This window comes from Chitinolyticbacter albus, from assembly GCF_024437655.1.
GTDB lineage: Bacteria > Pseudomonadota > Gammaproteobacteria > Burkholderiales > Chitinibacteraceae > Chitinolyticbacter > Chitinolyticbacter albus.
This window is the reverse complement of sequence record NZ_JANBVF010000013.1, coordinates 116,511-137,684: the sequence shown is the minus strand read 5'-3', so window position 1 is coordinate 137,684 and position 21,174 is coordinate 116,511. Positions and strand designations below refer to the sequence as shown.

General features: G+C 61.1%; 20 protein-coding genes and 1 tRNA gene. 8 read left to right on the top strand and 13 right to left on the bottom strand.

Translation table 11 applies throughout. The features are described 5' to 3' along the window. Window positions 1-7 precede the first annotated feature (7 nt). Together NLI84_RS09810 and NLI84_RS09805 are read left to right on the top strand one after the other, a co-directional pair. A complete protein-coding gene (locus NLI84_RS09810) occupies window positions 8-1,060 on the top strand; it encodes an extracellular catalytic domain type 2 short-chain-length polyhydroxyalkanoate depolymerase (RefSeq protein WP_255989909.1) in 1,053 nt (350 codons plus the stop codon). Window positions 1,061-1,071: 11 nt separating this feature from the next. Then, window positions 1,072-1,611 (top strand): hypothetical protein, encoded by a 540-nt coding sequence (locus NLI84_RS09805; protein ID WP_255989908.1) that lies wholly within the window; start codon window positions 1,072-1,074, stop codon window positions 1,609-1,611. An 80-nt stretch (window positions 1,612-1,691) separates the two neighbouring features. Here NLI84_RS09805 and NLI84_RS09800 read toward each other — a convergent pair whose 3' ends face one another. The 3 genes from NLI84_RS09800 to NLI84_RS09790 all read right to left on the bottom strand — a co-directional run bounded on the left by NLI84_RS09800 (window position 1,692) and on the right by NLI84_RS09790 (window position 5,973). Continuing rightward, the gene (locus NLI84_RS09800) at window positions 1,692-2,270 is read right to left on the bottom strand and encodes a hypothetical protein (RefSeq protein WP_255989907.1); all 579 of its coding nucleotides are present in this window, start codon (window positions 2,268-2,270) and stop codon (window positions 1,692-1,694) included. Between the two features lie 8 nt (window positions 2,271-2,278). After that, window positions 2,279-2,896 (bottom strand): hypothetical protein, encoded by a 618-nt coding sequence (locus NLI84_RS09795; protein ID WP_255989906.1) that lies wholly within the window; start codon window positions 2,894-2,896, stop codon window positions 2,279-2,281. A gap of 401 nt (window positions 2,897-3,297) precedes the next feature. Beyond that, window positions 3,298-5,973 carry a bifunctional acetate--CoA ligase family protein/GNAT family N-acetyltransferase gene (locus NLI84_RS09790; RefSeq protein ID WP_255989905.1) on the bottom strand — a complete coding sequence of 892 codons (2,676 nt, stop codon included), beginning with the start codon at window positions 5,971-5,973 and terminating at the stop codon, window positions 3,298-3,300. A 254-nt stretch (window positions 5,974-6,227) separates the two neighbouring features. On the opposite strand from NLI84_RS09790, the gene NLI84_RS09785 reads away from it, so the two are divergent. Both NLI84_RS09785 and ppa read left to right on the top strand, forming a co-directional pair. Beyond that, entirely contained in the window at window positions 6,228-7,097 is an 870-nt protein-coding gene (locus NLI84_RS09785; RefSeq protein ID WP_255989904.1) for a carboxylate/amino acid/amine transporter, read from the top strand. A gap of 538 nt (window positions 7,098-7,635) precedes the next feature. Beyond that, complete coding sequence (gene ppa, locus NLI84_RS09780) at window positions 7,636-8,166, top strand: inorganic diphosphatase (protein WP_255989931.1); 531 nt, start codon at window positions 7,636-7,638, stop codon at window positions 8,164-8,166. 250 nt (window positions 8,167-8,416) lie between these two features. Here ppa and NLI84_RS09775 read toward each other — a convergent pair. Next, a tRNA-Leu gene (locus tag NLI84_RS09775) sits at window positions 8,417-8,501 on the bottom strand. Between the two features lie 197 nt (window positions 8,502-8,698). Here NLI84_RS09775 and gspL point away from each other — a divergent pair. Genes gspL through NLI84_RS09755 form a run of 4 tightly spaced genes read left to right on the top strand, consistent with a single transcriptional unit; the run spans window position 8,699 to window position 11,339 of the window. Then, a complete protein-coding gene (gene gspL, locus NLI84_RS09770; protein WP_255989903.1) occupies window positions 8,699-9,781 on the top strand; it encodes a type II secretion system protein GspL in 1,083 nt (360 codons plus the stop codon). Further along, on the top strand, window positions 9,778-10,245 hold the full coding sequence (locus tag NLI84_RS09765; protein WP_255989902.1) for a type II secretion system protein M: 468 nt from the start codon (window positions 9,778-9,780) through the stop codon (window positions 10,243-10,245). The genes gspL and NLI84_RS09765 overlap by 4 nt, the downstream gene beginning before the upstream one ends. Continuing rightward, window positions 10,242-10,970, top strand: a complete 729-nt coding sequence (locus NLI84_RS09760) for a type II secretion system protein N (RefSeq protein WP_255989901.1) — start codon at window positions 10,242-10,244, stop codon at window positions 10,968-10,970. The genes NLI84_RS09765 and NLI84_RS09760 overlap by 4 nt, the downstream gene beginning before the upstream one ends. Before the next feature lie 30 nt (window positions 10,971-11,000). Continuing rightward, complete coding sequence (locus NLI84_RS09755) at window positions 11,001-11,339, top strand: P-II family nitrogen regulator (RefSeq protein WP_255989900.1); 339 nt, start codon at window positions 11,001-11,003, stop codon at window positions 11,337-11,339. Window positions 11,340-11,408: 69 nt separating this feature from the next. Here NLI84_RS09755 and NLI84_RS09750 read toward each other — a convergent pair whose 3' ends face one another. From NLI84_RS09750 to NLI84_RS09710, 9 genes are all read right to left on the bottom strand, one after another. Beyond that, complete coding sequence (locus NLI84_RS09750; protein WP_255989899.1) at window positions 11,409-11,576, bottom strand: hypothetical protein; 168 nt, start codon at window positions 11,574-11,576, stop codon at window positions 11,409-11,411. Between the two features lie 209 nt (window positions 11,577-11,785). Continuing rightward, on the bottom strand, window positions 11,786-12,469 hold the full coding sequence (locus NLI84_RS09745) for a hypothetical protein (protein WP_255989898.1): 684 nt from the start codon (window positions 12,467-12,469) through the stop codon (window positions 11,786-11,788). 23 nt (window positions 12,470-12,492) lie between these two features. Then, window positions 12,493-13,224, bottom strand: a complete 732-nt coding sequence (locus NLI84_RS09740) for a hypothetical protein (protein WP_255989897.1) — start codon at window positions 13,222-13,224, stop codon at window positions 12,493-12,495. A gap of 92 nt (window positions 13,225-13,316) precedes the next feature. Beyond that, window positions 13,317-13,778 carry a hypothetical protein gene (locus tag NLI84_RS09735; RefSeq protein WP_255989896.1) on the bottom strand — a complete coding sequence of 154 codons (462 nt, stop codon included), beginning with the start codon at window positions 13,776-13,778 and terminating at the stop codon, window positions 13,317-13,319. Window positions 13,779-14,266: 488 nt separating this feature from the next. After that, window positions 14,267-14,701, bottom strand: coding sequence for a hypothetical protein (locus NLI84_RS09730; protein WP_255989895.1), 435 nt, complete (start codon window positions 14,699-14,701; stop codon window positions 14,267-14,269). Between the two features lie 81 nt (window positions 14,702-14,782). Continuing rightward, window positions 14,783-15,688 carry a lipid kinase YegS gene (yegS, locus tag NLI84_RS09725; RefSeq protein ID WP_255989894.1) on the bottom strand — a complete coding sequence of 302 codons (906 nt, stop codon included), beginning with the start codon at window positions 15,686-15,688 and terminating at the stop codon, window positions 14,783-14,785. Between the two features lie 70 nt (window positions 15,689-15,758). Continuing rightward, entirely contained in the window at window positions 15,759-17,927 is a 2,169-nt protein-coding gene (locus tag NLI84_RS09720) for a primosomal protein N' (RefSeq protein ID WP_255989893.1), read from the bottom strand. Between the two features lie 388 nt (window positions 17,928-18,315). After that, the gene (gene hemE, locus NLI84_RS09715) at window positions 18,316-19,377 is read right to left on the bottom strand and encodes a uroporphyrinogen decarboxylase (protein ID WP_255989892.1); all 1,062 of its coding nucleotides are present in this window, start codon (window positions 19,375-19,377) and stop codon (window positions 18,316-18,318) included. Window positions 19,378-19,418: 41 nt separating this feature from the next. Next, a complete protein-coding gene (locus NLI84_RS09710; protein WP_255989891.1) occupies window positions 19,419-21,125 on the bottom strand; it encodes an ABC transporter ATP-binding protein/permease in 1,707 nt (568 codons plus the stop codon). Between the last annotated feature and the right edge of the window lie 49 nt (window positions 21,126-21,174).

Genomic DNA, 21,174 nt, shown 5'->3' with positions numbered 1-21,174 from the left:
AATGACCATGACGTATGTAATTTACCTGCTGCGGCTTACCACCACCCTATTGATGCTGGTGGCGACCCTGCCTGGCCTGGCGGCCGAGCGCCTACCCCACCTTGGCACCGATCTCGCCCAGACCTCCGTCTCCGGCCTGTCGTCCGGCGCCTTTATGGCGGCGCAATTCAACGTCGCCTATTCCGGCACGTTGGTCGGCGCGGGCATCGTCGCTGGCGGGCCGTTCTATTGCGCGGGCCTGGGCAATCGCAGCGGCGGCGACCCTTACCTCATCACCGCCACCACCCTTTGCATGAACCCACTGGGCCCGGGCCCCGATGCCAAGCAAGCGCTCGCCTTCGCCCGGCAATTCGCCGCGGCCGGGCAGATCGATGATCCGGTCAACCTGAAGAAACAGCGCATCTACGTGTTCAGCGGCACCGCCGACACCATCGTCAGGACCAAGGTGGTCGATCAGACCCATCGCTTCTACCAGGAAGCCGGCGTGCCTGCGGCACAGCTCAAATACGTCAACAACCTGGCCGCCGGCCACGCCTTGCTGACCAACAACAGCACCGATCCGGCCTGCCCGGCAAATGTCGCGCCCAATATCAACAACTGCAACTTCATGCAGTCGCACGATATCCTGCGACATATCTACGGCGCCCTGAAACCACCAGCAGCGCATGCCGGCGGCCAGGTGCTCGAGTTCGACCAGCGCGAATTCCAGCAAGGCACCGCCAGCAACGGCCTCGCCCCGACTGGCTTTGCCTACGTGCCCAAGGTCTGCGCCCGCGAAACCTGCCGCGTCCACGTAGTGTTCCACGGCTGCACCCAGGAAGCGTCACGGCTCGGCGACCGCTTCTTTCGCACCACCGGCTATAACGAGCTCGCCGACAGCAACCGCATTGTCGTGCTCTACCCGCAGATCCAGAGCAACCCACGGCGTAATCCGAACGGCTGCTGGGATTTCTGGGGCTACACCAGCGCCAGCCCGGCTCAACCCGATTACTACCGCAAAACCGCGCCGCAGATGGCCGCGGTGATGGCCATGCTGCAACGCCTGTCCACCCCCCGCTAGGAGCAGCCACCATGAATGCAAACACACGCAACCCCTATCTGCGCGCCCAACAAGCCACGACGCAATGGTGGCAGGGCTGGCTCGGCCCCCATGCGGCCCCCGCCATTTGGGATGCCGAAGCGTGGAAACAGCTGTTGCGGCAAGGCATCGCCGCCCGTCAGGCCTGGGATGGCGAGCAGGAAGCCCAGTTCGATGCGAACTGGCGCGCGCTGGCCCAACATACCGATCTGGATGGTTTGAGCAATGCCACCGCGCAATGGCGTGACTTGCAGCAGAGTATCTTCGGCGCGTGGTGCCAGCTCTGGCAGACCAGCTTGGCGCTGGCGCAGACCCAGCAGAGCCGCGTGCTGGGCAACCTCGCGCAGTCGGGAAAGTCTTCCGAGCTTGCACTCACGCTGTTCTCGCACCTGGAAGCAAGCCAGCGCGAATGGAAGGAACATGCGAACCAGTGGGGCGAGTTGCTGAACGGCATGGGACCTGCGTATCAGCAATGGCTGCAACAAGCGCTGCAACCCGCCCAGCAATCCGATGCAGCAGATGGCGATCGATGATTGCGCCCAGGCGCAAAAAAACGGCGGGATGATCTCCCGCCGGTTTTTCTTCGACCTGTCAGCGTGAAACGGCTACGCGCTTATTTCAGCGCCGCGACGAAGGATTCATCCTCGAGCAACAAGCTGATGAACTTGCGGAACAGCCCTTCGTAGTTGTTGGCCGCCAGCGGAATGGCCACTGCGCCGACAAAGGACGAGTCCCAGGTGGATTGCGCGGTAAAGTCCTTGGCAAAGCGCTGCTCGCCATCCTTGCTCACCACCACTCGCGCGGAAAGCTTGGCCGAACCGGTACCTATGGCCGGATCAAGATCCGTATCCAGCAAGGTACCGGTGATCGTCGTTGTCGAAGCGGGATCGAAGGAATTGGCCGCCTTCAGCTCTTCAACCAGCGATGCGCGCAGGTATTGGGTGAACGAGCCATCGGTCGGCGCTTTCAGGCTGTTCGCCCCACGCAGCGCAAAGGATTGGTCCCTGCCGGCCGGCAGGTTGGCGTCGGGCGTGAATTCACCGACATTGACCGGGCTGATTTTTGCCGCGCGAAGTCGCATTGTATTGTCGAGGCTGGACTGTGGCGGGCCCATGACGAGTTGGGCACAACCGGTCGTAAGCAAAAGTGAAGCCAATGCCAGCAGCAGCGACAGTTTATTTTTAATGTTCATATGCTTTTTCATTTGAAATTCGGATCTTGAGAAAGGTCTTTAAGGGCGTTGTCGACGACTTGACGCGTCATGGTGCGAGCCGCCGCCTCGAAACTTTCCGAAGGCACTGCATTCTCGGGCGGATTTGCGTTGCCTATCGTGGTATGAATGGCGTGCAGCACTTCCTTGTTGACTGGCTGGCCATCGCCTGCTGGCAAATAGGTCAATTTACAAACATATCCATCCGTCACCACGCTGCCGGCAACACCGAAGGTCAATCCGGTGACAAAGCCCTTGCCTTCCGGGTTGTCAGTCAACGGGATGTTGTTCAATACGATATTCAGCAGCGCACCACCAGCTTGGCCCTCAATGCTGGAAAAAAGCCCGCTGTTCTTGACCTGCTCGGCAACCTGGTCCTTGAGAAAGGACGTTGCCGCAGCATTTGGCGCACCCTTGGTTTGGAACTCAAACTTCAGCTGAACCGGCTGCGGTTGAGCTGCGGGCTTGATATCGCCTGGCTGAATGTCCTGCGTCGCTGTATCGACATAGACGCTTGCACAACCACTCATCAGCACCGTCGCGGCAAGTGCCCCGACGAGCAATGCTCGCTTAAGCATCTGATTTTGAAGAAATTGATTTTTACTCATTGGCCCCCCTTAAATTTTTGAGTAAATTATTTATATGTCATATCGGCTGTCCTTCCGACAGCGTCCGGGATTCTAATACCAAAAACCCGGCATGTCTTTTCCATCAAAGGGGTATTTGGATCCGCTAACAAAAGCCTGTTGCCGGATTGCGCTCACTGGCGGTACACGCGTACTGCCTGCGACCGAAGGGAGTCCGATTTACCGCCTTTCAGGTTGTTTCGCGCGCCTTGCCAGCACCATTGCACTGGGTTTTGTGAACGGCACTTTAGCCATCTTGGAATATCGCGGAAGCCGCCGATCGGGCATCCATAGAGATGTCGATGGATTCGGGCATCAGGCTGGATCCGTCCGCACCGATCTCGCAATGTATTGTGGCGGCCGATTGGCCGGTGACGACGGGCTCACAACCGCTTCACCACCCATTTCAGCCCATCATCCTCCGGGTGCGTATGGATTTCGAAGCCCAGGCGCTTCATGAAATTGAGCATGGTCTTGTTGCTGGCCAGTACCTCGCCTTCGACCAGATCGAGGCTCATGTCGCGCGCTGCGGCGAATAGCGCTTCCATCAGCCGGCCGCCCAGGCCCTTGCCCTGCATATGGTCGGCGATAACGATGGCGAATTCGCAGCTGTCGTAGTCCGGGTTCACCGTAAAGCGCGCGACGCCGAGGATACGTTCGTCGTCCCCCTCGCCCAGCGTGCCCACGAGCGCGACCTCGCGGGCGTAGTCCATCTGGGTGAAACGCGCCAACATCGATTGCGGCAGCGTCTTCAACGTATTCATGTAACGGTTGTAGCGCGTTTCGTCCGAGAGTTCGCGCACGAAGGTCGCCATCATCTCGGCATCTTCCGGCCGTACCGGGCGAATGGTGAGCGGCACGCCGCTCTTCAGTTGGGTGAGCTGCACCATCTGCGACGGATACGGGTGGATGGCCATGTGCTGGTAGCGACGCGCCTTCTCATCGACCGGCGCCACCACGATGCGCGCATCGACCGCGATCACACCCTGCTCGTCCGCCACCAGCGGATTCATGTCGAGCTGCAGTACTTGCGGCAACTCGCATACCAGCTCTGACAGCCGCAGCAGTACGTTTTCAACCGCCTCCAGATTGACTGCCGGCTGGTTGCGGAATGCTTCGAGCATGGTCTTCACCTTGGTGCGACGGATCAGGTTTCGCGCCAGGTATTCGTTCAGCGGTGGCAAGGCTACCGCCACGTCGTTGAACACTTCGACCGCGATGCCGCCGGCACCAAAGGTGATCACCGGGCCGAAGGCGCGGTCGCGCGCCACGCCTAGCATCAGTTCGCGGCCGAAGCGCCGCTGATGCATGGGCTGCACGGTCAGGCCGCGCACCGCGTCACCGAAGCGCTCGCGGGCGCGGGTCAACAGCCGGTTGGCTTCGGCAGCGACAGCGACGAGGCTCTGCAGGTTGAGCACCACGCCGTCGATATCGGTCTTGTGGGTGACGCCCTCGACATCGAGCTTGAGCACGATCGGCAACCCCAGGCCCATGGCTACCGTCACCGCATCGTCCGCGCTGGCGGCGCGCAGCGTCGGCGTCACGGGAATATGGAAGGCGCGCAACACCGCCTTGGATTCGATCTCGTCGAGCGCGCTGCGGCCCTGTGCCAGCACGGTATCGATGATGGTCCGCGCGGTTTCGAGATCCGGCGCTTCCCATTCGCCCAGCGGCGCTGCGGTCTGCAGCAGCAATTGCTGGTTGTACTGCCAGGAGGCCAGCGAATAGAACACCTCGACGCCGTGCTCGGGGGCGTTGAAGCAAGCAGTGTTGGATTTGGCGAGGAGCTTGCGGCTAGCCTCGACCTTGCGCCCGCCAATCCAGGCCAGCAGGATGGGCTTGTCGTTGTCTGCACGCAGCGCGATCATCGTCTCGGCCGTGGCCATATGGTCGGTACCGACCTGGGGCGTGAACACCACGACCACGCCGTCGACCTGCGGGTCATCGAGCACCGCCTGCGTGGCGAGGCGGAAGCGCTCGGCCGACGCATCGCCCAGGATATCGACCGGGTTCACCGTCACCGCCTGCGGCGGCAACAAGGCCTGCAGCCGGGCCTGGGTTTCCGGCGCCAGCGTCGGCAGCTGGATATGCAGATCATGCGCACGATCGACCGCCATCATGCCCGCGCCCATGCCGTTGGTGATGATGGCCAGCCGCCGGCCCTTGGTGCGGTAATTGCCGTTCACCACCCTGGCGGCGATGAACAGCTGGTTGATCGAGCGGATGCGCAACACGCCGGCGCGACGCAGCGCGGCCTCGAACACGTCGTCGCGGCCGATCAGCCGCTCGCTGTGGGTGCGGCCCAGCGCAACCCGGTCGTCATAGCGCCCCACCTTGAGCACCATCACCGGCTTGGTCCGCGAGGCCGCGCGCAGTGCCGACATCAGCATGCGCGCATCGGCCACGTCTTCCAGATAGAGCAGTATGGATTGGGTCTTGGGATCGGAAACCAGGTAATCCAGTGTTTCGCCGACATCGACGTCGGCCTCGGTCCCCAGCGATACCACGCTGGAAAAGCCCACATCGTGCGATTCGGCCCAGTCGAGGATGGCGGAGGCCACCGCCGACGATTGCGACACCAGCGCGAGATTGCCGCCCTTGAGCTCGCCCTGGTAGTGCGCGCCCACCATGCGCGATATCGGCCGAGCCAGACCAAACACGGTGGGGCCGAAAATGCGCAGCCCGTACTGGCGCGCGGTGGCGTGCAGCTGATCGAGCAGCACGCGCGATTTCTCGTCGGTGCCAACGAAATCGCACGACATGATCACCACCGCCGCCACGCCATGCTTGCCGCATTCCTCCACCAGCGCCTTCAAGGTGCGGGTGGGGGTGGTGATGATGGCCAACTCGGGCGCGGGCTTCACCTGGTGCACGTGCTTGACCGCCTTGGCCCCCATGACCACGTCGTGCCGCAGATTCACCGCAGCGAGCTTGCCCGCGTAGCCGCCTTGCAGCAGGTTGGCGAACACGGTCTTGCCGACCGCGCCCTCGGTTTCTGTCGCGCCGATGACCACGATGGACTTGGGATCGAACAGCGGGGTGAGATAGTGCTGTTTCATGGGCGGGCTCGGCGCGGCATACCGCCGCTTCAGGTTTGCATCGATTGTAGCGGGTGCGTGTATCCGATTGGGGCATACGCGCCACGCCATTGCGGCCGATCAAAATCGCACGGCGGATTGCACCAGGCCTTGGCGTCGCCCGTCGTGCACCGACAGCAACGTCGTGGCAAGCAGGACATAAGCACATGGCGTGCCACGACCACCGGACTTATCATCGCCGCCTTCCAGTCTGATCCGACATTGCGGGTTTCACCATGCGCTATCTCGCCGTTATCACCGTTGTCTGGGCGCTGTCGTTCAATCTGATCGGCGCGTTCCTCGCCGGCCGCGTCGACAGCGACTTTGCCGTGCTCACCCGGGTGCTGATCGCGGGCGTCGTGTTCTGGCCCCTGCTACGGCCCGCCGGCACTGCCTGGCAGCGCATGCTGGGCACCGTGGTCTGCGGTGCGCTGCAGTTCGGCCTCACCTACCTGCTCCTGTATCGCTCATTCGGCTACCTGACCGTGCCCGAGGTGTTGCTATTCACCATCTTCACGCCGATCTACATCACGCTGCTGGACGACGCCTTCGCGCGCCGTTTCACCCCGCGTGCCTCGCTTGCCGCGCTGATCGCCATCGCAGGCTCGGCCATCATCCGTTTTGACGGCATCAGCGCGCATTTCCTCGCCGGATTCTTGATGCTGCAGGCGGCCAATCTCTCGTTCGCGTTGGGTCAGATCGGCTACAAGTGGCTGCTGCTGCGCTACCCCAGCACGCGCCCCGCGCACGAGAGCTTCGGCTGGTTCTTTGTCGGCGCCCTCCTGGTCGCGCTGCCCTCGTTCCTGATCTTTGGCAATCCCGCCCGATTGCCCGCCACGGCCACACAATGGAGCATACTGGTCTACATGGGCCTCGTGGCCTCGGCGCTCGGCTTCTTCTGGTGGAACAAGGGTGCGAGCCAGGTCGATGCCGGCACGCTGGGCACCATGAACAATATGCACATCCCGGTCGGCATCCTGCTGCATGTGCTGATCTGGGGCCAGGATGAGAACCTGTGGCGGCTGACCGCGGGAGGCGCGGTGATGGCACTGGCGCTGTGGTTGAACGAGCATTGGCGGCGCAACGTGGCAATGCGCAGAACATAAGCACTTTCTTACAAATTAGAAGATGCAGGATCATGTTTTTGGCAAGCATGGCGCTAGCTTGCCGTTTGTCAGTGTCAAGCTGCGACTAGCGGTTTAGGCTCGCCGCAGTGGCATCGAGTGGCTTTGATTCTTTTTTTCCGCCGCTGCTCGCAATCACGCCACGGATTCCCTCCCCCCCGATGATGCGCTGCTCTGTCCCAGCTTTGCTCGTTGTTTGCCGCTGCCCTGCTGGTCGGATGTGGAGGAGGCAGTGGCGCCAGCGACGAGGTCGGCGCCTCGTCCGCGCCGGCCCCGGGCGAGGGTCTCGTTACCCATTCGGGTTCCTTCACCGAGATTGAAAGCGTGCGCCCAACCCACCGTCACCGCCGCCAACGGCACCCTCACTGTGACCGTGGCCGGGAAGGCATTCCGCTTCGCAGCGGGCGCCCTGCCCGCCTATACCCCGTAAGACACGACGACGGCGGTCCGGCAGGGTTTGTCGGGCCGCGGATCGCCGATATACTTGCCGCCGTTGCCAACGTCACGCTTCGAGGAAGAGATGGATATCAGCAAGATTCCCGCCGGCAAGAACCTGCCGGAAGACTTCAACGTCATCATCGAAATCCCGGCCAATGCGCCGCCGATCAAGTACGAGTTCGACAAGGAAGCCGGCGCCATCGTCGTCGACCGCTTCGTCGGCACCTCGATGTCCTACCCGATGAACTACGGCTTTGTGCCGCACACGCTGTCGCTGGACGGAGATCCGGTGGACGTGCTGGTGTACACCCCGTTCCCGCTGGCCCCCGGCATGGTCATCAAGTGCCGCGCCATCGGCGTGCTGGGCATGGAAGACGAAGCCGGCCAGGATGCCAAGGTGATCGCGCTGCCGGTGGAAAAGATCTGCCCGATGTACAAGCACATCCAGAAGCTGGAAGACCTGCCCGAACTGCTGCTGGCCCAGGTCAAGCACTACTTCGAGCACTACAAGGATCTGGAGAAGGGCAAGTGGGTGAAGGTGACCGGTTGGGGCGACAAGGCCGCCGCCGAGGCCGAGATCGTGGCCAGCTTCGAGCGCGCCAAAAACGCCTGATCGCTGAGCCACGAGAACAAAAAACCCGCGAACAATCGCGGGTTTTTTGTTAGTGGCTCGAGCGAGCCCACGCAGCGTCAATCGATCCCGAATCCCGCCGTCCTTTGCAAAATCGGACCCCGCGTCGCCATTCTGGGAGGCGAACACCGCCAAGTGGGGGAGATGCCCGGAGAACGGGCAACAAAAAGCCCCGAAGATTCAATATCTACGGGGCTTGGAGGGCAATATCGAAGTATTGCGATTTATCCGGTGGTGCGAGCGGAGAGACTCGAACTCTCACGCCTTGCGGCGCTGGAACCTAAATCCAGTGCGTCTACCAATTCCGCCACGCTCGCACAGCGCCGCCACGGGAGGCGTCGCAAAGGAGAGCGATTATAGGGGAAAGGGCTGGCAGCGCCAAACCCTTGTGTGTGAGCGCCGTGGATCCGGGCGTCCTGCTCGCCTGGCACGCACAGCAGCCCTCCATGCTGCGCCCTGACCCCAAGCTTTATGCGATACTGCCAACCTCCTTTCAGGCCTGCCTAGACCTTCCGTGAGCGCCTCTGCACCGCACCCGACCCTGCGCATCCTGCTCGATGGCCAACCCACCGAAACCACGGAACTCGCGTGGTTCGCCCCGACAGGCAGCGCCCTCGATTCCGGCCGGGGACCCGTGGCCGCGCTCCCCGCGGTTGCCCATCTGGTTCTGCTGCTTCCCCCTACCCGCCTCAGCCTGCATCTGGTCACGCTGCCCAAGCAGCCGCCTGCCAAGCTGCGCGCCTTGTTGCCCATGGCACTGGAAGACCGCCTGCTCGCGCCGCCGTCCAAGCTGTGGTTCGGCCTGCACCCGCTGGGTGATGGGCTATGGCAGGTCCAGGTGGTCGAACGCGATTGGTTGTCGGGCTGGCTGAATCTGCTGCGCGGCCACGGCCATACCGTCGACGCCGCTTACGCACTCGCAGACCTGATCGCCGATGATCTATCCGGCTGGCAGCAAGTGGACCTGCCGGGTACCTCCCAGCTGCTGAAGAGCCCCACTGGCGAGGTGATATCTCTGGACGACGCAGCCATAGGCGCTGCATTGACCTCGGGCAGCACCGTGACCCCGCTCCCGCTGGAAGCGGTGTGCGAGCGGCCCTTGCCGCCACGCAACCTGCTGCAGGCGGAGTTCTCACCGCGCCCTGCCTGGCAACCGGACTGGAAGCCGTGGCGCCGGCCTGCCGTGCTGCTCGCGGTGCTGCTGCTGTTGCTCACCGCGCTCAATATCGGCGAGTGGTGGCAATTGTCCCGCCGCGCCGACGCTTTGAAACGTGAAATGCGCCAGACCTTTGCCGCCGCGCTGCCCGGCGTGCCGGTGGTGGACCCGGTGCTGCAATTGCAAAGCCGCTTGCGCGAGGCCGGGGTCAATGAAGGCACCGCTGGTGGCAATACGTTGCAAGACACGCTGCGCCGGATCGACCAGGCCGGTGGCGCCTTGCAACTGGACGCACTGCGCTATGCGGACGGCACACTGGAACTGGTGGTCAAGGGCGATGCCGCCGCGACCCGGGCCCAGCTTAACGCGGCGGGCTTGCCCTTTGAGCAGGTTCAAGGCAACGAAGGACGTGCGCTGTTGCGCCTGCAGGCCCCTCAATGAACGCGATCCAACTCAAGCTCCTCACCTTCTGGCGCGAGCGCAACGCGCGTGAACGACTGTTTCTGACGGTCTGCGGCGCGGTGCTCGCGGCGGCCTTCTGCTACGCCGTGCTCTGGGCGCCGGCGAGCGCCGGCCGCGACAAGCTTGCCCGCCAGGTACCGCAGCTCGAAGCGCAGCTGGCCCAGATGCAGCGCCAGATCGCCCAGCTCAAGGGTGCCAGCGCCCCGCGGGGTAATGGCGATCTACGCGGCAGCGTGCAAGGCGCGATCGCCCAGTCCGGCATCACCGCCGAATTGCGCCCGCTCTCTGCGGATGCACTGCAGATCGTGGCGCCCACCTCATCGTTCGAGCAAGTACTGCTGTTGCTGGACGCGCTGCAAGGCGCCGGCCGGATCGCCAAGCTGGAGGTCAAATCAGCCGGCGCGCCCGGCCAGGTGACCGCCACGCTGGAGTTGCAGCGATGAAATGGCGCATGTCCAAGCTGCGCTGGCTCCTGATCAGCCTCGTGTTGCTGTTTGCCATCGTGCGCCTGCCGGTATCGCTGTTCAGCGGCCTCGTTCCCAAGCCGTGGCAGCTCGGTCTCGTCGAAGGCACGCTGTGGCAGGGCCGGATCGGTCAGGTGGGGGTCAACGGCATGCAGCTGCTATCCGACGTGCGCTGGCACTGGCAGCCCTTGGCGCTCTTGCGCGGCCAGCTGAGCTGGCAGCTCACCACGCGCGATCGGGATCAACCAGGCGCGGCGCGCATCGCGCTGGGCTTCAATGGCATCGAAGCGGAACAGATCGCGATACGCCTGCCCGCGGCACCGCTGTTCACGCTGGACAAGCGCCTGGCTTCGGTGCAGCTTGGTGGCGATCTGCAGATCGATGCGCAGCACCTCTCCGCCAACGACTGGTCCGGTGCACAGCTGCAGCTCTTGCGCGCGCATGCGCTCGTCACGCCACAGGTCAACCCCTTTGGCGACTACCGCGTGACGTTGGGCCGCGACGGTCAGACCCCGACCTGGCAGATCACGCCGATTTCCGGCGTGCTCGCCATCTCGGGCAATGGCCGTATCGATCCGCAACGAGGCCCGCAAGGCGCGCTGACCTTTACCCCGGGGCAAGCCCAGGCTGCGCAGTTCGCGCCGCTGATGAACCTGATCGGCGGCAGCGGCCCATCACGCACGCTGCGGCTCGGTAGCCGGTAACGCATGTTTTTACCCGAGGAGGGATAAGCGATGAAAAAAATCGAAGCCATCATCAAACCGTTCAAGCTCGACGAAGTGCGTGAAGCGCTGTCCGACCTGGGCATTTCCGGTCTGACCGTCTGCGATGTCAAAGGCTTTGGCCGCCAGAAGGGTCACACCGAGCTCTACCGCGGCGCCGAGTATGTGGTGGACTTCCTGCCCAAGACCAAGGTCGAAGTGGTGATCAGCGACGACAAGGTCGATGCCGCCATCGAGGCCATCGTCAAGGCCGCGCACACCGGCAAGATCGGCGATGGCAAGATCTTCGTCACCCCGGTCGAGCACGTGGTACGCATCCGCACTGGCGAGATCAACGAAGAAGCAATCTGAGGTCATCACCACGCGTGAAAAGCCCGGCATCTGCCGGGCTTTTTCTTGTCTACATACCGCCGGCCACGCTCAATGCGTGTCCATCGCCGGCACCGGAATATCGCCCACCGTGCCCCAATTCACCGTCGCATCGGGTTTGCCGCTGCTGTAGTGGAACGACCAGTCCCCACTGTTGATGTTCCAGATCGCCAGATCGACCTTGCGATCACCATTGAAGTCGAAGTAGCCGGATGCCACCGGATTACCATGAAATTCAATTTCCTTAAACCTCAGGTGCCACCAAGCAGCAACGTCAATTTAATTGGCGAATTTAGTTGCACGAGCACGACCCGCTATTTCGAACTTGCGAAGCTGAGCGCTCAGCTTGTCTGCCATAAGCACAATATCTCCGATATAATCCCGAACAAAATCAACTCTAACCATAAGAGTTTGTGTCAAGGGAAACATCAGATAACACGTTTGAAAGAGACCACCTCGCTCATCGCCACAAGAAATAAATACTTAACGCGACCACTCTCTATCGATTCGTAATAAACTGTGTTTAATTTAGGCGACCCATGCTTCGCCACAAGCTGATCGACCACATCGGCACCAAATTCCTTCCGGAGCTCATCAAGCTCTGCGGGCTTCGGCTTGTAAGTCCACAACATCCGAAACCGCCTCAACCCCTGCCCAGCTTGATCAGAAGGCTCTTCGACGAATTCATCTTCTGAATAGATGCTACTCGGAGCATGCGAAAACAGTCGAATTTGACTAGCATTATTTCCCTTAATAGCAATCTCCAACTTCTTCCCCGGACCGACCTGCCAATACATCTCATCATTGCGCGCCTCACTCCAAGGCTGCACATCGGGTATGGTTGCATGCAAGGCAATGGAGCTAACCAAGCCGTCGGTTGAATTGCGAGCATAGCCTTTCAGCCAGGTTTTTTCGGGGATTAGGAGGGCGGTATTGTCGATAGGAATATAAGCAACTCCATTTTTCCTTTTAACAGGATCGGAAAAACGGGGCGCCGCAGAGCGCTCGCACCCGACAACACTCATTATGATCAAGAGCATCGCTACCACGCGGGACACATCACCGCAGAGGCGAGCGATACCATGCCGAGCAGGAAGTTCGTTGACTTTCATGTTTTCCGCAAATAGATAATACATCAATGTCCATTGCACATACGGATAAACCACTGCGGCTCTATCCGTCGATAAACACACTCGAAGTCCTTCCAGCTTTCTGGAATTCGATTGAGCGAAGGAAGTACACGCGCTTTGTATTGAGACGTCGCCACTCCCTCTTTTTCGTGAAATTGATGCTCTCCGGAAAACCCTTTACCTACAATACTTAATGGACCGAACAACACCCCGCTCTCGATGCGGGGCACTTCCGGAAAGAAAATATATTGCTTCCATATCACCCCAAAGCGCAAAGTATTACGGTAATGCCGTCTTTGATCAGTACGATTGGGATGATCGATCAACGGCGTCGTTGCAGCCTGAATACGAAGAGCTCCATATTTATGAAGCAGTTCAAACCCCACCATTGTCGCAACAATTTTCTGTTTCTTGATTGCAGTTTCCACGGAATATGGATTTGGAAGCCAGGGCGTCGAACCTTCGTAATCGACACTATCGATTCCTGCTCGCCTATATAGCTCCAACGTATCGCCATCCTTAAACCAGAACGAGGAGTCCTTGTTTAACTGGCGCGGGTACGTCCGGTAGCGGCGTACGATTTCGACAAAGTCTGCCCGATTCGCCTGGAAATTTTCGATCATTTCCTCATCACTCGGCAATGGATTAAAATAATTAATCCAATAAAACAAACCCAATACCGCCAGCACACTCCACGTGCAAATCCACACCCATTTTTTCCATACGAATTTCGCCATCGATCCTCCTTCTGAATTTCAAGAAATACAATCTCAACAGCCTCGAAAGAGGTCAAGTACAGCCACCATATCGCCGATTAGTTGCCGGCTTATTACCTTTCTTGAAGCTCTGAAATTTTTCCAATCACATGCAAATGCAATCTGCGAAAATCATTGAGATAACGAAACTGAAATCTGTAAAATCCCTGTAACTCCGCGCTTATCGAAAAAGCGGCCGCACACTGATCGTCGGGCTTATGGGCGGAGCTACAGATAACGACCGGCCAAGCAACAAACCCCACTGGAGGCTCCGTCGCGTCATCAATTGTATAGGCGCTATCGTCCCCACGGATCACGAAGCCATCATCGCGCTGTATTTCGAAAGGGTAGTAATACTCAATCAATCCAAGATCCTTTCGAAAGCGAATCCCTGAACGAGAGTGAGAAAGGAAAAATTTCTCCAGGTAGCGCTTTTTGTGAGCAACGTCATTATATATGTAAGGCGGATTAGGGCTACCAAAAAATATTTCGACCATGTTCCGATATGGGTCGCCGTGCCCTTGCATATTTTTCATCAATGGCCATTGTGAGTTTCTCGGGGGCCATGGCAAATGTACGACTATATGATCCCCTACGCCTGCACCACCGTATAGATAGGCAGGAATTTGATATAAATTCCTTGCGGCGCACATCTCTATCACCTGATTCAATGCAACCTCCCAAATCTGCCCTGGTGTCGGCGGGTGTTTTCTGCACTCCGCTGGCCGGAAGCGTTTCCGCTCAGGGCTAGCATTGGTTTGCGGTAGTTCGGGCCCACACCCAGACAGCGCCATGGCAGCCAACAACAAACACAGTCTTACCATTGATATTTTCATCTCAGCCAATTTGCAACAATTAAAAAATACCAATCAACCTCAGTTACGCCTACAAAGATAGACACATCCTGATTTCACGACACCTATTTATCACTCACCAACAACGAAGGCACCTCTCCTTGCCCAAAGATAAATAGATTTGTTATTTGTTCAGCGGCCAGTAAATTACTCAGACCACACAAAAAAAATCAATCATCAACACGAACCCACCCATCACCACAATTGCGCATAATAAAATCATCCCCATTCCCCACCTGCTGCATTGGAAATTTTATATAAACAAGCACGGATCGACATGCTTGAATAGACACGTAGGGAAATCCATCCAATTCACGCAGTTCATTCGCAAAATTCCAATACCCTGGCGGCAAATAGCGCAAGGTGCTACAGCACCCCCGATCCCCCCGAACAAACTCACCTCCATTTGCATACTCATGGAGGTATTTTTTAAATACAGGCTTCAAATATCCGGACTCATCTGCTGCGCGCATAGAGTCAAACATCGCATTAGCCGCCGCCACGACGGCGTCTTCATCCTTCCCGGGATACCCAAAAGGCACAAACAGAAATAATAAGACAACAACAAAAACTGTCAGAGCGAACTTCAAAAATTTCTTAATCATGCTTTACCCGAGAAAGTAGCAATTTGGCTACACGCGAGTATACGCAACCCCGAAAAAACTGAATGCCTTGTAAGAATATCCTCAGTGCGAAGGCAGCGTGCCAAGCAGCGGGCAACCGAGCGGCAAGCAGCAGCGGATCGCCCCGGCTTCGACCTCTATCCGGAAGCAGGTGCCGGCCAGCGGTTCGCCATCGAGGTTCAGGTGAATTTCGTTGGGCGTTTCCAGCATCAGCCAGGGCAGGCGCGCCTGGATGACGCTCTCGCCCTCCTCGCCCTCGATCAGGCGGGACAATAGCGCTGGCAACAGCTCGTCGCCCGCGAGGATGCGCAGGTCGAGCAGGCCGTTGTTCAGCCGTGCCTGCGGGCATAGGCGGTGTCCGCCGCCAGCCTGGCAGCCGTTGCCGATCGCCAGCACTAGGAACTGCCCCTCCCAGACAAAGCCGGGGCCGGTGATGCGGCCGTGGTCGGGCTGGATGGTGCCAAAGCGGCGCAGCCCGGTGAGCAGATAGGCGAGCCCGCCGAGGAGGGCCTTCTGCTCCTCCGGCGTTTCCACCGTCAATTGCGTGCCAAAACCGCCGGTCGCCATATTGAGAAAGGCGCGATCGTTGACGCGCACGGCGTCGATAGCGTGCGGCGGCGCGGTAAGCGCCAGATCAAGCGCCGCGGGGATCTCCAGCGGAATGCCGCAACCGCGGGCGAAATCGTTGGCCGTGCCCATGGGCAGAATGCCGAGTGCCGGCCGCTGCTCGATGGGGAGCTCAAGCAAAGCAGTGGTGAGCTCGTTGGCCGTGCCATCGCCGCCGCCCGCGATCACCGTCGTGGCGCTGGCCCCGCTGGCCTCGGCCAGGTAGCGGGCAGCGTCGCCCGCCTCCCAGGTCACACGCACGGCCAGATCGGCGCCGTGCGCTCGTGCGGACTCGACCGCGGCGCGCAGCGCCGGGTTGTCCGCGGCCTTGCCATTGACGATGAGAAACGCGGTATCGGGCATGACGATCCAGCGGGCGAGACGGGACAATCAGCCTAGCATGGGCCATCCGCCGCGCTTGCGGCAGAAATGCTCAGAACTCCTGCGGATCGACATCCAGCGCCCAGCGCACGCCACGCGGTGCGGCCTCGGCGTAATGCGCTGCAAGCAGCCGCAGGGCCGCTTGCAGCGGCGGGCGGGCGTCGGCACTGATCACCGCATGTGCACGCTCCCAGCCAGCCTTGCGCGCCATGGCCGCCGGCACGGGCGTGGCGACGTGCACCGGGTAGCCCGCCAGCAAGCTGGCCGCCTCACGCAGAAAATCGAGCGCACTCGCCAGTTGCTTGGCTTCGGCACGCAACACGGCCCACGCTGCATACGGCGGCAAGGCGAGCGAGCGGCGCTCGGTCAGCTGGGCATCGGCGAATTCGGCGTAATCGCCAGCAACAAGAGCGTGGTAGAACGGGTGCTCGGCATACATGCTCTGGATCAGCACCCGTCCAGGCTTGCCAGCGCGCCCGGCCCGGCCGGCCACCTGCAGCAATTGTGCGAACAGCCGCTCCTCGGCGCGAAAATCGACGCTGAAGAGCCCCGTGTCGGCGTTCAGCACCACCACCAGCTGCAAGCCGGGGAAATCATGGCCCTTGGCCATCATCTGCGTGCCGACCAGGATATCGGCCTCGCCCGCGTGTACCTGGCGCAGCATCTCGCCCAGTGCGCCACGGCGCCGCGTGCTGTCCCGATCGATGCGCAACACGTTGGCGTCGGGAAACAGCTCGGCCAGGACGGCCTCGACCCGCTGTGTGCCATGCCCCAGCGGCTTGAGATCGTGATTGCCGCAGTCCGGGCAGGCCAGCGGCACGCGGATGTCGTAGCCGCAGTGATGGCAGCGCAGCCGTCGTTCGGCAAGATGCAGCACCAGCTTGGCCGAACAGTGCTTGCAGCTCGAGATCCAGCCGCATTCGTGGCAGGACAGTACGGGGGCATAGCCGCGCCGGTTGATGAACACCAGCACCTGCCCGCTTGCCGCCAGCGTGCTGCGCATTGCCGCCAGCACGTACTCGGAAAAGCCGTCGACCATGCGGGCGCGCTGGATGGGCACCAGCTCGATCTTGGGCGGCATGGCGCCACTGACCGCGCGCTGGCGCAGTGTCAGCAGCCGATAGCGCCCTTCCTGCGCGTTCCGCCAGCTTTCCAGGCTGGGCGTGGCCGAGCCCAGCAGCACCGGCACATCGCGCAAGCGCGCGCGGTAGACCGCGGCATCGCGTGCCGAATAGCGAAATCCTTCCGCCTGGCGATAGGACGGGTCGTGCTCCTCGTCCACCACCACCAGCCCCAGCCGCGGCAATGGCGTGAACACGGCCAGCCGTGTGCCGAGCACGATGCCGGCACGGCCTTCACCCGCAGCCAGCCAGCCGCGTACGCGCTCACCGTCGGCAAGACCGCTGTGCAGGCTGACAATATGCTCGCCGGGAAAGCGGGCGCGAAACCGCGCTTCCAGCTGCGGCGTGAGATTGATCTCGGGCACCAGCACCAAGGCCTGGTGTCCAGCAGCACGGGTGGCGGCTATGGCCTGCAGGTAGACCTCGGTCTTGCCGCTGCCGGTGATGCCATACAGCAGCATGGGACTGTAGCCCTGCGCCGCGTTGACGGCGGCAACGGCAGCCGCCTGTTCATCATTCAGCGCGGGGCTTGCGCTCGGCGCGCATTGCAACGCGACGGCGCTCTGGCGCGTCTGGACGACAAGGCCGCTTTCCTGCCAGTCGCGCACCCAGCGCATCGCGTCGCCTGCCACCGCACGTATCGCCTCGACAGCCAGCGGCTGCGCCAGCTGCAGCGCCAGCGCGCGCTGCTTGTGGGCACGGGGCGACAGCGCGGCCAGCAATGCTTCGACATCCGGCGCCACATAGGCCATCGCGGCTTCAAAGCCCGGCCAGGGCTGGGCCTGGCGGAACGCACCGGGTATTGCGGCAGCGAATACCGCGCCGATCGGGTAGGCATAGTAGTCGGCGCAGAAGCGGCAGAGCGCGATCACATCGCTGGGCAGCGCCGGCATATCACCAGGAATGGACTCGACCGCGCGCAGCTTGGCCACTTGTGGCGTTTCGCCATGCACCGCGAGCACGACGCCAGACAGGGTCTGCCGGCCGAAGGGCACGACCACCCGTTCGCCGACCGCTACCTCGCCCTGCAGCAGCAGGTAGTCGAAGCACTGCGGCAACGGCACATCGAGCGCCACGGTCACGTAGCGCTCGGTCAGCATCGCGCTGCCCTGCGAGGCGCATACGGGCCGGAAAAACAGGGGCGGATCGGTGCAAAAACAGGCATGGGTGGCGGCTACATCAGCGTATCAACAACTACCCACAACTCTTGTGGATAAGTTTGTGAGCAATCTGGCGATATGTGCCCCCATGCCCTGTGTTTTCAAGGTAGGGGCTAGATTGCCTATTTTTTAAACCAAGATTTTTATCTTTTAAAAATCAATAACTTACAAAAAACACACCATTGCTGTGCTTTTTTGCGCTGATCGCTTGACAAGCCAAAAAAGCGCCATTCGGTGTTGTGCATAACTTACAAGACACATCGATAGCCACACACTAACTCCGGCCGCTAAGCGCTTGTTTTGCAGCGTTTTAGCGTTTTCTGCTGTTTTAGCGCTGGTAAGACTTCGATTGCGCGTGCACGGCGGCAACGAGGGCTGCCACATGCTCCGGCGGCGTGTACTGGTTGATGCCATGACCCAGGTTGAACACGTGGCCGCTGCCATGACCGAAGCTGGCCAACAGGCGCGCCACTTCCGCCTCGATCGCGACAGGCCGGGCAAACAACGCGTTGGGGTCGAAGTTGCCCTGCAACGCCACCCGATCCCCCACCCGGGCGCGCGCCTGGGCAAGATCAACGGTCCAGTCGAGGCCCACCGCATCGCAGCCGGTGTCGGCGATATCCTCCAGCCATAGCCCGCCGCCCTTGGTGAACACGATCACCGGCACGCGCCGGCCATCCGCCTCGCGCGTCAGGCCCGCCACGATGCGGCGCATATAGGCCAGCGAGAATTCCTGGTATTTGCCATAGGGCAGCGCACCACCCCAGGTATCGAAGATCTGCACCGCCTGCGCGCCCGCGGCAATCTGCGCGTTCAGGTACTGGGTGACGGCGATGGCGTTGATTTCAAGCACCCGGTGCAACAGCTCGGGCCGATCGTACATCAGCGTCTTCACCCGGCGAAAATCGCTGGAACTGCCGCCCTCGATCATGTAGCAGGCGAGCGTGTACGGGCTGCCGGAGAAGCCGATCAGCGGCACCCGGCCGTTCAGCGCGCGGCGGATGCTGGCCACCGCATCGAACACATACTGCAACTCGGCCATGTCCGGCACCGCCAGCGCCTGGATCGCCGCCTCGTCGTGCAAGGGGCGCTCGAACCTCGGGCCCTCGCCCTCGGCGAAATAAAGCCCCAGGCCCATCGCGTCGGGCACGGTGAGGATGTCGGAAAACAGGATGGCCGCGTCGAGCGGGAAGCGCTCCAGCGGTTGCAGCGTCACCTCGGTGGCAAGCTCGGTGTTCTTGCACAGCTGCAGGAAGGAGCCGGCCTGTTTGCGCGTGGCGCAGTACTCGGGCAGGTAGCGCCCGGCCTGGCGCATCAGCCAGACGGGGGTGTAGTCGGTAGGCTCACGCAGCAGCGCGCGCAGGAAGGTATCGTTTTGCAGAGTAGTCATGGTATTTCCAAGCCGCCGGCTAGGCCGGCGGCACAGTTGGATCAGGCCAGCGCCCAGCGCCCGTCGCCAAGGCAATCGAATTGACGGTTATGGAAGGCACGCAGCGTGGAGCGGTGTCCGACGCTGATCACGATGCTGTCCGGTAGCTGCTCGACCAGCGCCTGATACAGTGCGGCCTCGGTCGCCTCATCCAGCGCTGAGGTCGCCTCGTCCAGCACCAGCAGCTGCGGACGCAACAGCAAGGCGCGGGCCATGGCGATCCGCTGCTGCTCGCCCAGGCTCAGCGTATGCGACCAGTTGTCCGCCTCGTCCAGCCGGCCAGTCAGCCCGGCCAGCCGCACGGTATCGAGCAGCACGGCCAACCGAGCGGTATCCGCCACCGGTGCGCCCGGATAGCACAGCGCATCGCGCAGCGTTCCGAGCGGCAAGTAAGGTTTTTGCGACAGGAACAGCACCTGCTGCGGATAGGCCAGCGCCCCCCGAGCATAGGGCCAGATGCCGGCCAGCGCGCGCAGCAGCGTGCTCTTGCCCACGCCAGAGGGGCCCTGCACCAGCAAACGCTCGCCCGGTTGCAACTGCAAGGTCACGTCGTCCAGCAACAACGTCTCATCGGGCTTGGCAATACGCAGCCCGCTGACGCGCAGCGTCGTCGCATCCGGCGCGGGCACCAGCACCGGCAAGGTTGCAGCCCGGGCCAGACCTCGCTCGAACAAGGAGAGCCGGTCGATCACCGCCTTCCACACAGCCAGCGTGTTGAAACTGGAAATGATGAACTCGAGTGCGTCGTACACCTTGCCAAAGGCGTTGACGATCTGCATCAGACCGCCAAGCTGGATTTCCTTGGCGAAGTATCGTGGTGCGGCCACCAACATCGGGAAAATGATGGCCAGTTGCCCCCAAAACGAAGTGAACCAGGCCAGCCGTTTTTTCATCCCGATCAGCAGCAGGAAGTTGTCGACCACGGCGGCAAAGCGACCGCCCAACGTCACCGCCTCCTGCGGCTCGCCGCGATAGAAGGCGATCGATTCGGCGTTCTCGCGTACGCGGATCAGCGCAAAGCGGAAATTGGCCTCGCGCCGCTGCTGTTCGAAATTGAGGCCAACGAGCGGCTTGCCGATCCAGATAGTGAAGCCGGTGCCGACGATGGCATAAACAATTGCCACCCACACCATGTAGCCTGGAATCACCACCTCGTTACCCGCCAGCGTAAAGCGCAAGGGACCGGATAGTGCCCACAGAATGGTGACAAAGGAAACCAGTGTGACCACCGAACGCAGGAGCCCGAGCGACAGCCCCAGCGACAGGCCGACGAACTGGTCGACGTCCTCGGCAATCCGCTGGTCCGGGTTGTCGGTTTCGCGATCGGTCAGTTGCAGCCGGTAATAGCTTTGTCCGGCCAGCCAGCGCCGGTTGAAATCGGCAGTGAGCCAGCGCCGCCAACGAATTTCCAGCAGCTGCTGCAGATAGCTGGCGTAAACGGCTATCACGATGTAGATCGCAGCCAGCCACGTAAACTTGTTGATCGCACCCCAAAACCCCTGGGTATCACGGTTCTGCAAGGTGTTGTAAAACACGTTGTACCAAGCATTGAACTGCACGTTCATGTAGACAATGCCCAGGCTGAGCGCCACCACGGCGGCCAGCAGCGCCCACGCCCGCCACTTTTCTTCGGATACCCAGAACGGTTTGGCAATCCGCCAGAAATTTCGGAACAGCTCACGCTTGCTGATGCCTTGTGCGTCGTCCATGCGTCTCCCCTATTCAGAACAACGGGCGATCTCGTCGCCCGTTGCGTCT

What these genes read in the sequence shown, in the direction of transcription:
- NLI84_RS09810 (WP_255989909.1), top strand. Translation starts at nt 8, where the DNA reads ATGACGTATGTAATTTACCTGCTGCGGCTTACCACCACCCTATTGATG.
- NLI84_RS09805 (WP_255989908.1), top strand. Translation starts at nt 1,072, where the DNA reads ATGAATGCAAACACACGCAACCCCTATCTGCGCGCCCAACAAGCCACG.
- NLI84_RS09800 (WP_255989907.1), bottom strand. Translation starts at nt 2,270, where the DNA reads ATGAACATTAAAAATAAACTGTCGCTGCTGCTGGCATTGGCTTCACTT.
- NLI84_RS09795 (WP_255989906.1), bottom strand. Translation starts at nt 2,896, where the DNA reads ATGAGTAAAAATCAATTTCTTCAAAATCAGATGCTTAAGCGAGCATTG.
- NLI84_RS09790 (WP_255989905.1), bottom strand. Translation starts at nt 5,973, where the DNA reads ATGAAACAGCACTATCTCACCCCGCTGTTCGATCCCAAGTCCATCGTG.
- NLI84_RS09785 (WP_255989904.1), top strand. Translation starts at nt 6,228, where the DNA reads ATGCGCTATCTCGCCGTTATCACCGTTGTCTGGGCGCTGTCGTTCAAT.
- ppa (WP_255989931.1), top strand. Translation starts at nt 7,636, where the DNA reads ATGGATATCAGCAAGATTCCCGCCGGCAAGAACCTGCCGGAAGACTTC.
- NLI84_RS09765 (WP_255989902.1), top strand. Translation starts at nt 9,778, where the DNA reads ATGAACGCGATCCAACTCAAGCTCCTCACCTTCTGGCGCGAGCGCAAC.
- NLI84_RS09760 (WP_255989901.1), top strand. Translation starts at nt 10,242, where the DNA reads ATGAAATGGCGCATGTCCAAGCTGCGCTGGCTCCTGATCAGCCTCGTG.
- NLI84_RS09755 (WP_255989900.1), top strand. Translation starts at nt 11,001, where the DNA reads ATGAAAAAAATCGAAGCCATCATCAAACCGTTCAAGCTCGACGAAGTG.
- NLI84_RS09745 (WP_255989898.1), bottom strand. Translation starts at nt 12,469, where the DNA reads ATGAAAGTCAACGAACTTCCTGCTCGGCATGGTATCGCTCGCCTCTGC.
- NLI84_RS09740 (WP_255989897.1), bottom strand. Translation starts at nt 13,224, where the DNA reads ATGGCGAAATTCGTATGGAAAAAATGGGTGTGGATTTGCACGTGGAGT.
- NLI84_RS09735 (WP_255989896.1), bottom strand. Translation starts at nt 13,778, where the DNA reads ATGAAAAATATGCAAGGGCACGGCGACCCATATCGGAACATGGTCGAA.
- NLI84_RS09730 (WP_255989895.1), bottom strand. Translation starts at nt 14,701, where the DNA reads ATGATTAAGAAATTTTTGAAGTTCGCTCTGACAGTTTTTGTTGTTGTC.
- yegS (WP_255989894.1), bottom strand. Translation starts at nt 15,688, where the DNA reads ATGCCCGATACCGCGTTTCTCATCGTCAATGGCAAGGCCGCGGACAAC.
- NLI84_RS09720 (WP_255989893.1), bottom strand. Translation starts at nt 17,927, where the DNA reads ATGCTGACCGAGCGCTACGTGACCGTGGCGCTCGATGTGCCGTTGCCG.
- hemE (WP_255989892.1), bottom strand. Translation starts at nt 19,377, where the DNA reads ATGACTACTCTGCAAAACGATACCTTCCTGCGCGCGCTGCTGCGTGAG.
- NLI84_RS09710 (WP_255989891.1), bottom strand. Translation starts at nt 21,125, where the DNA reads ATGGACGACGCACAAGGCATCAGCAAGCGTGAGCTGTTCCGAAATTTC.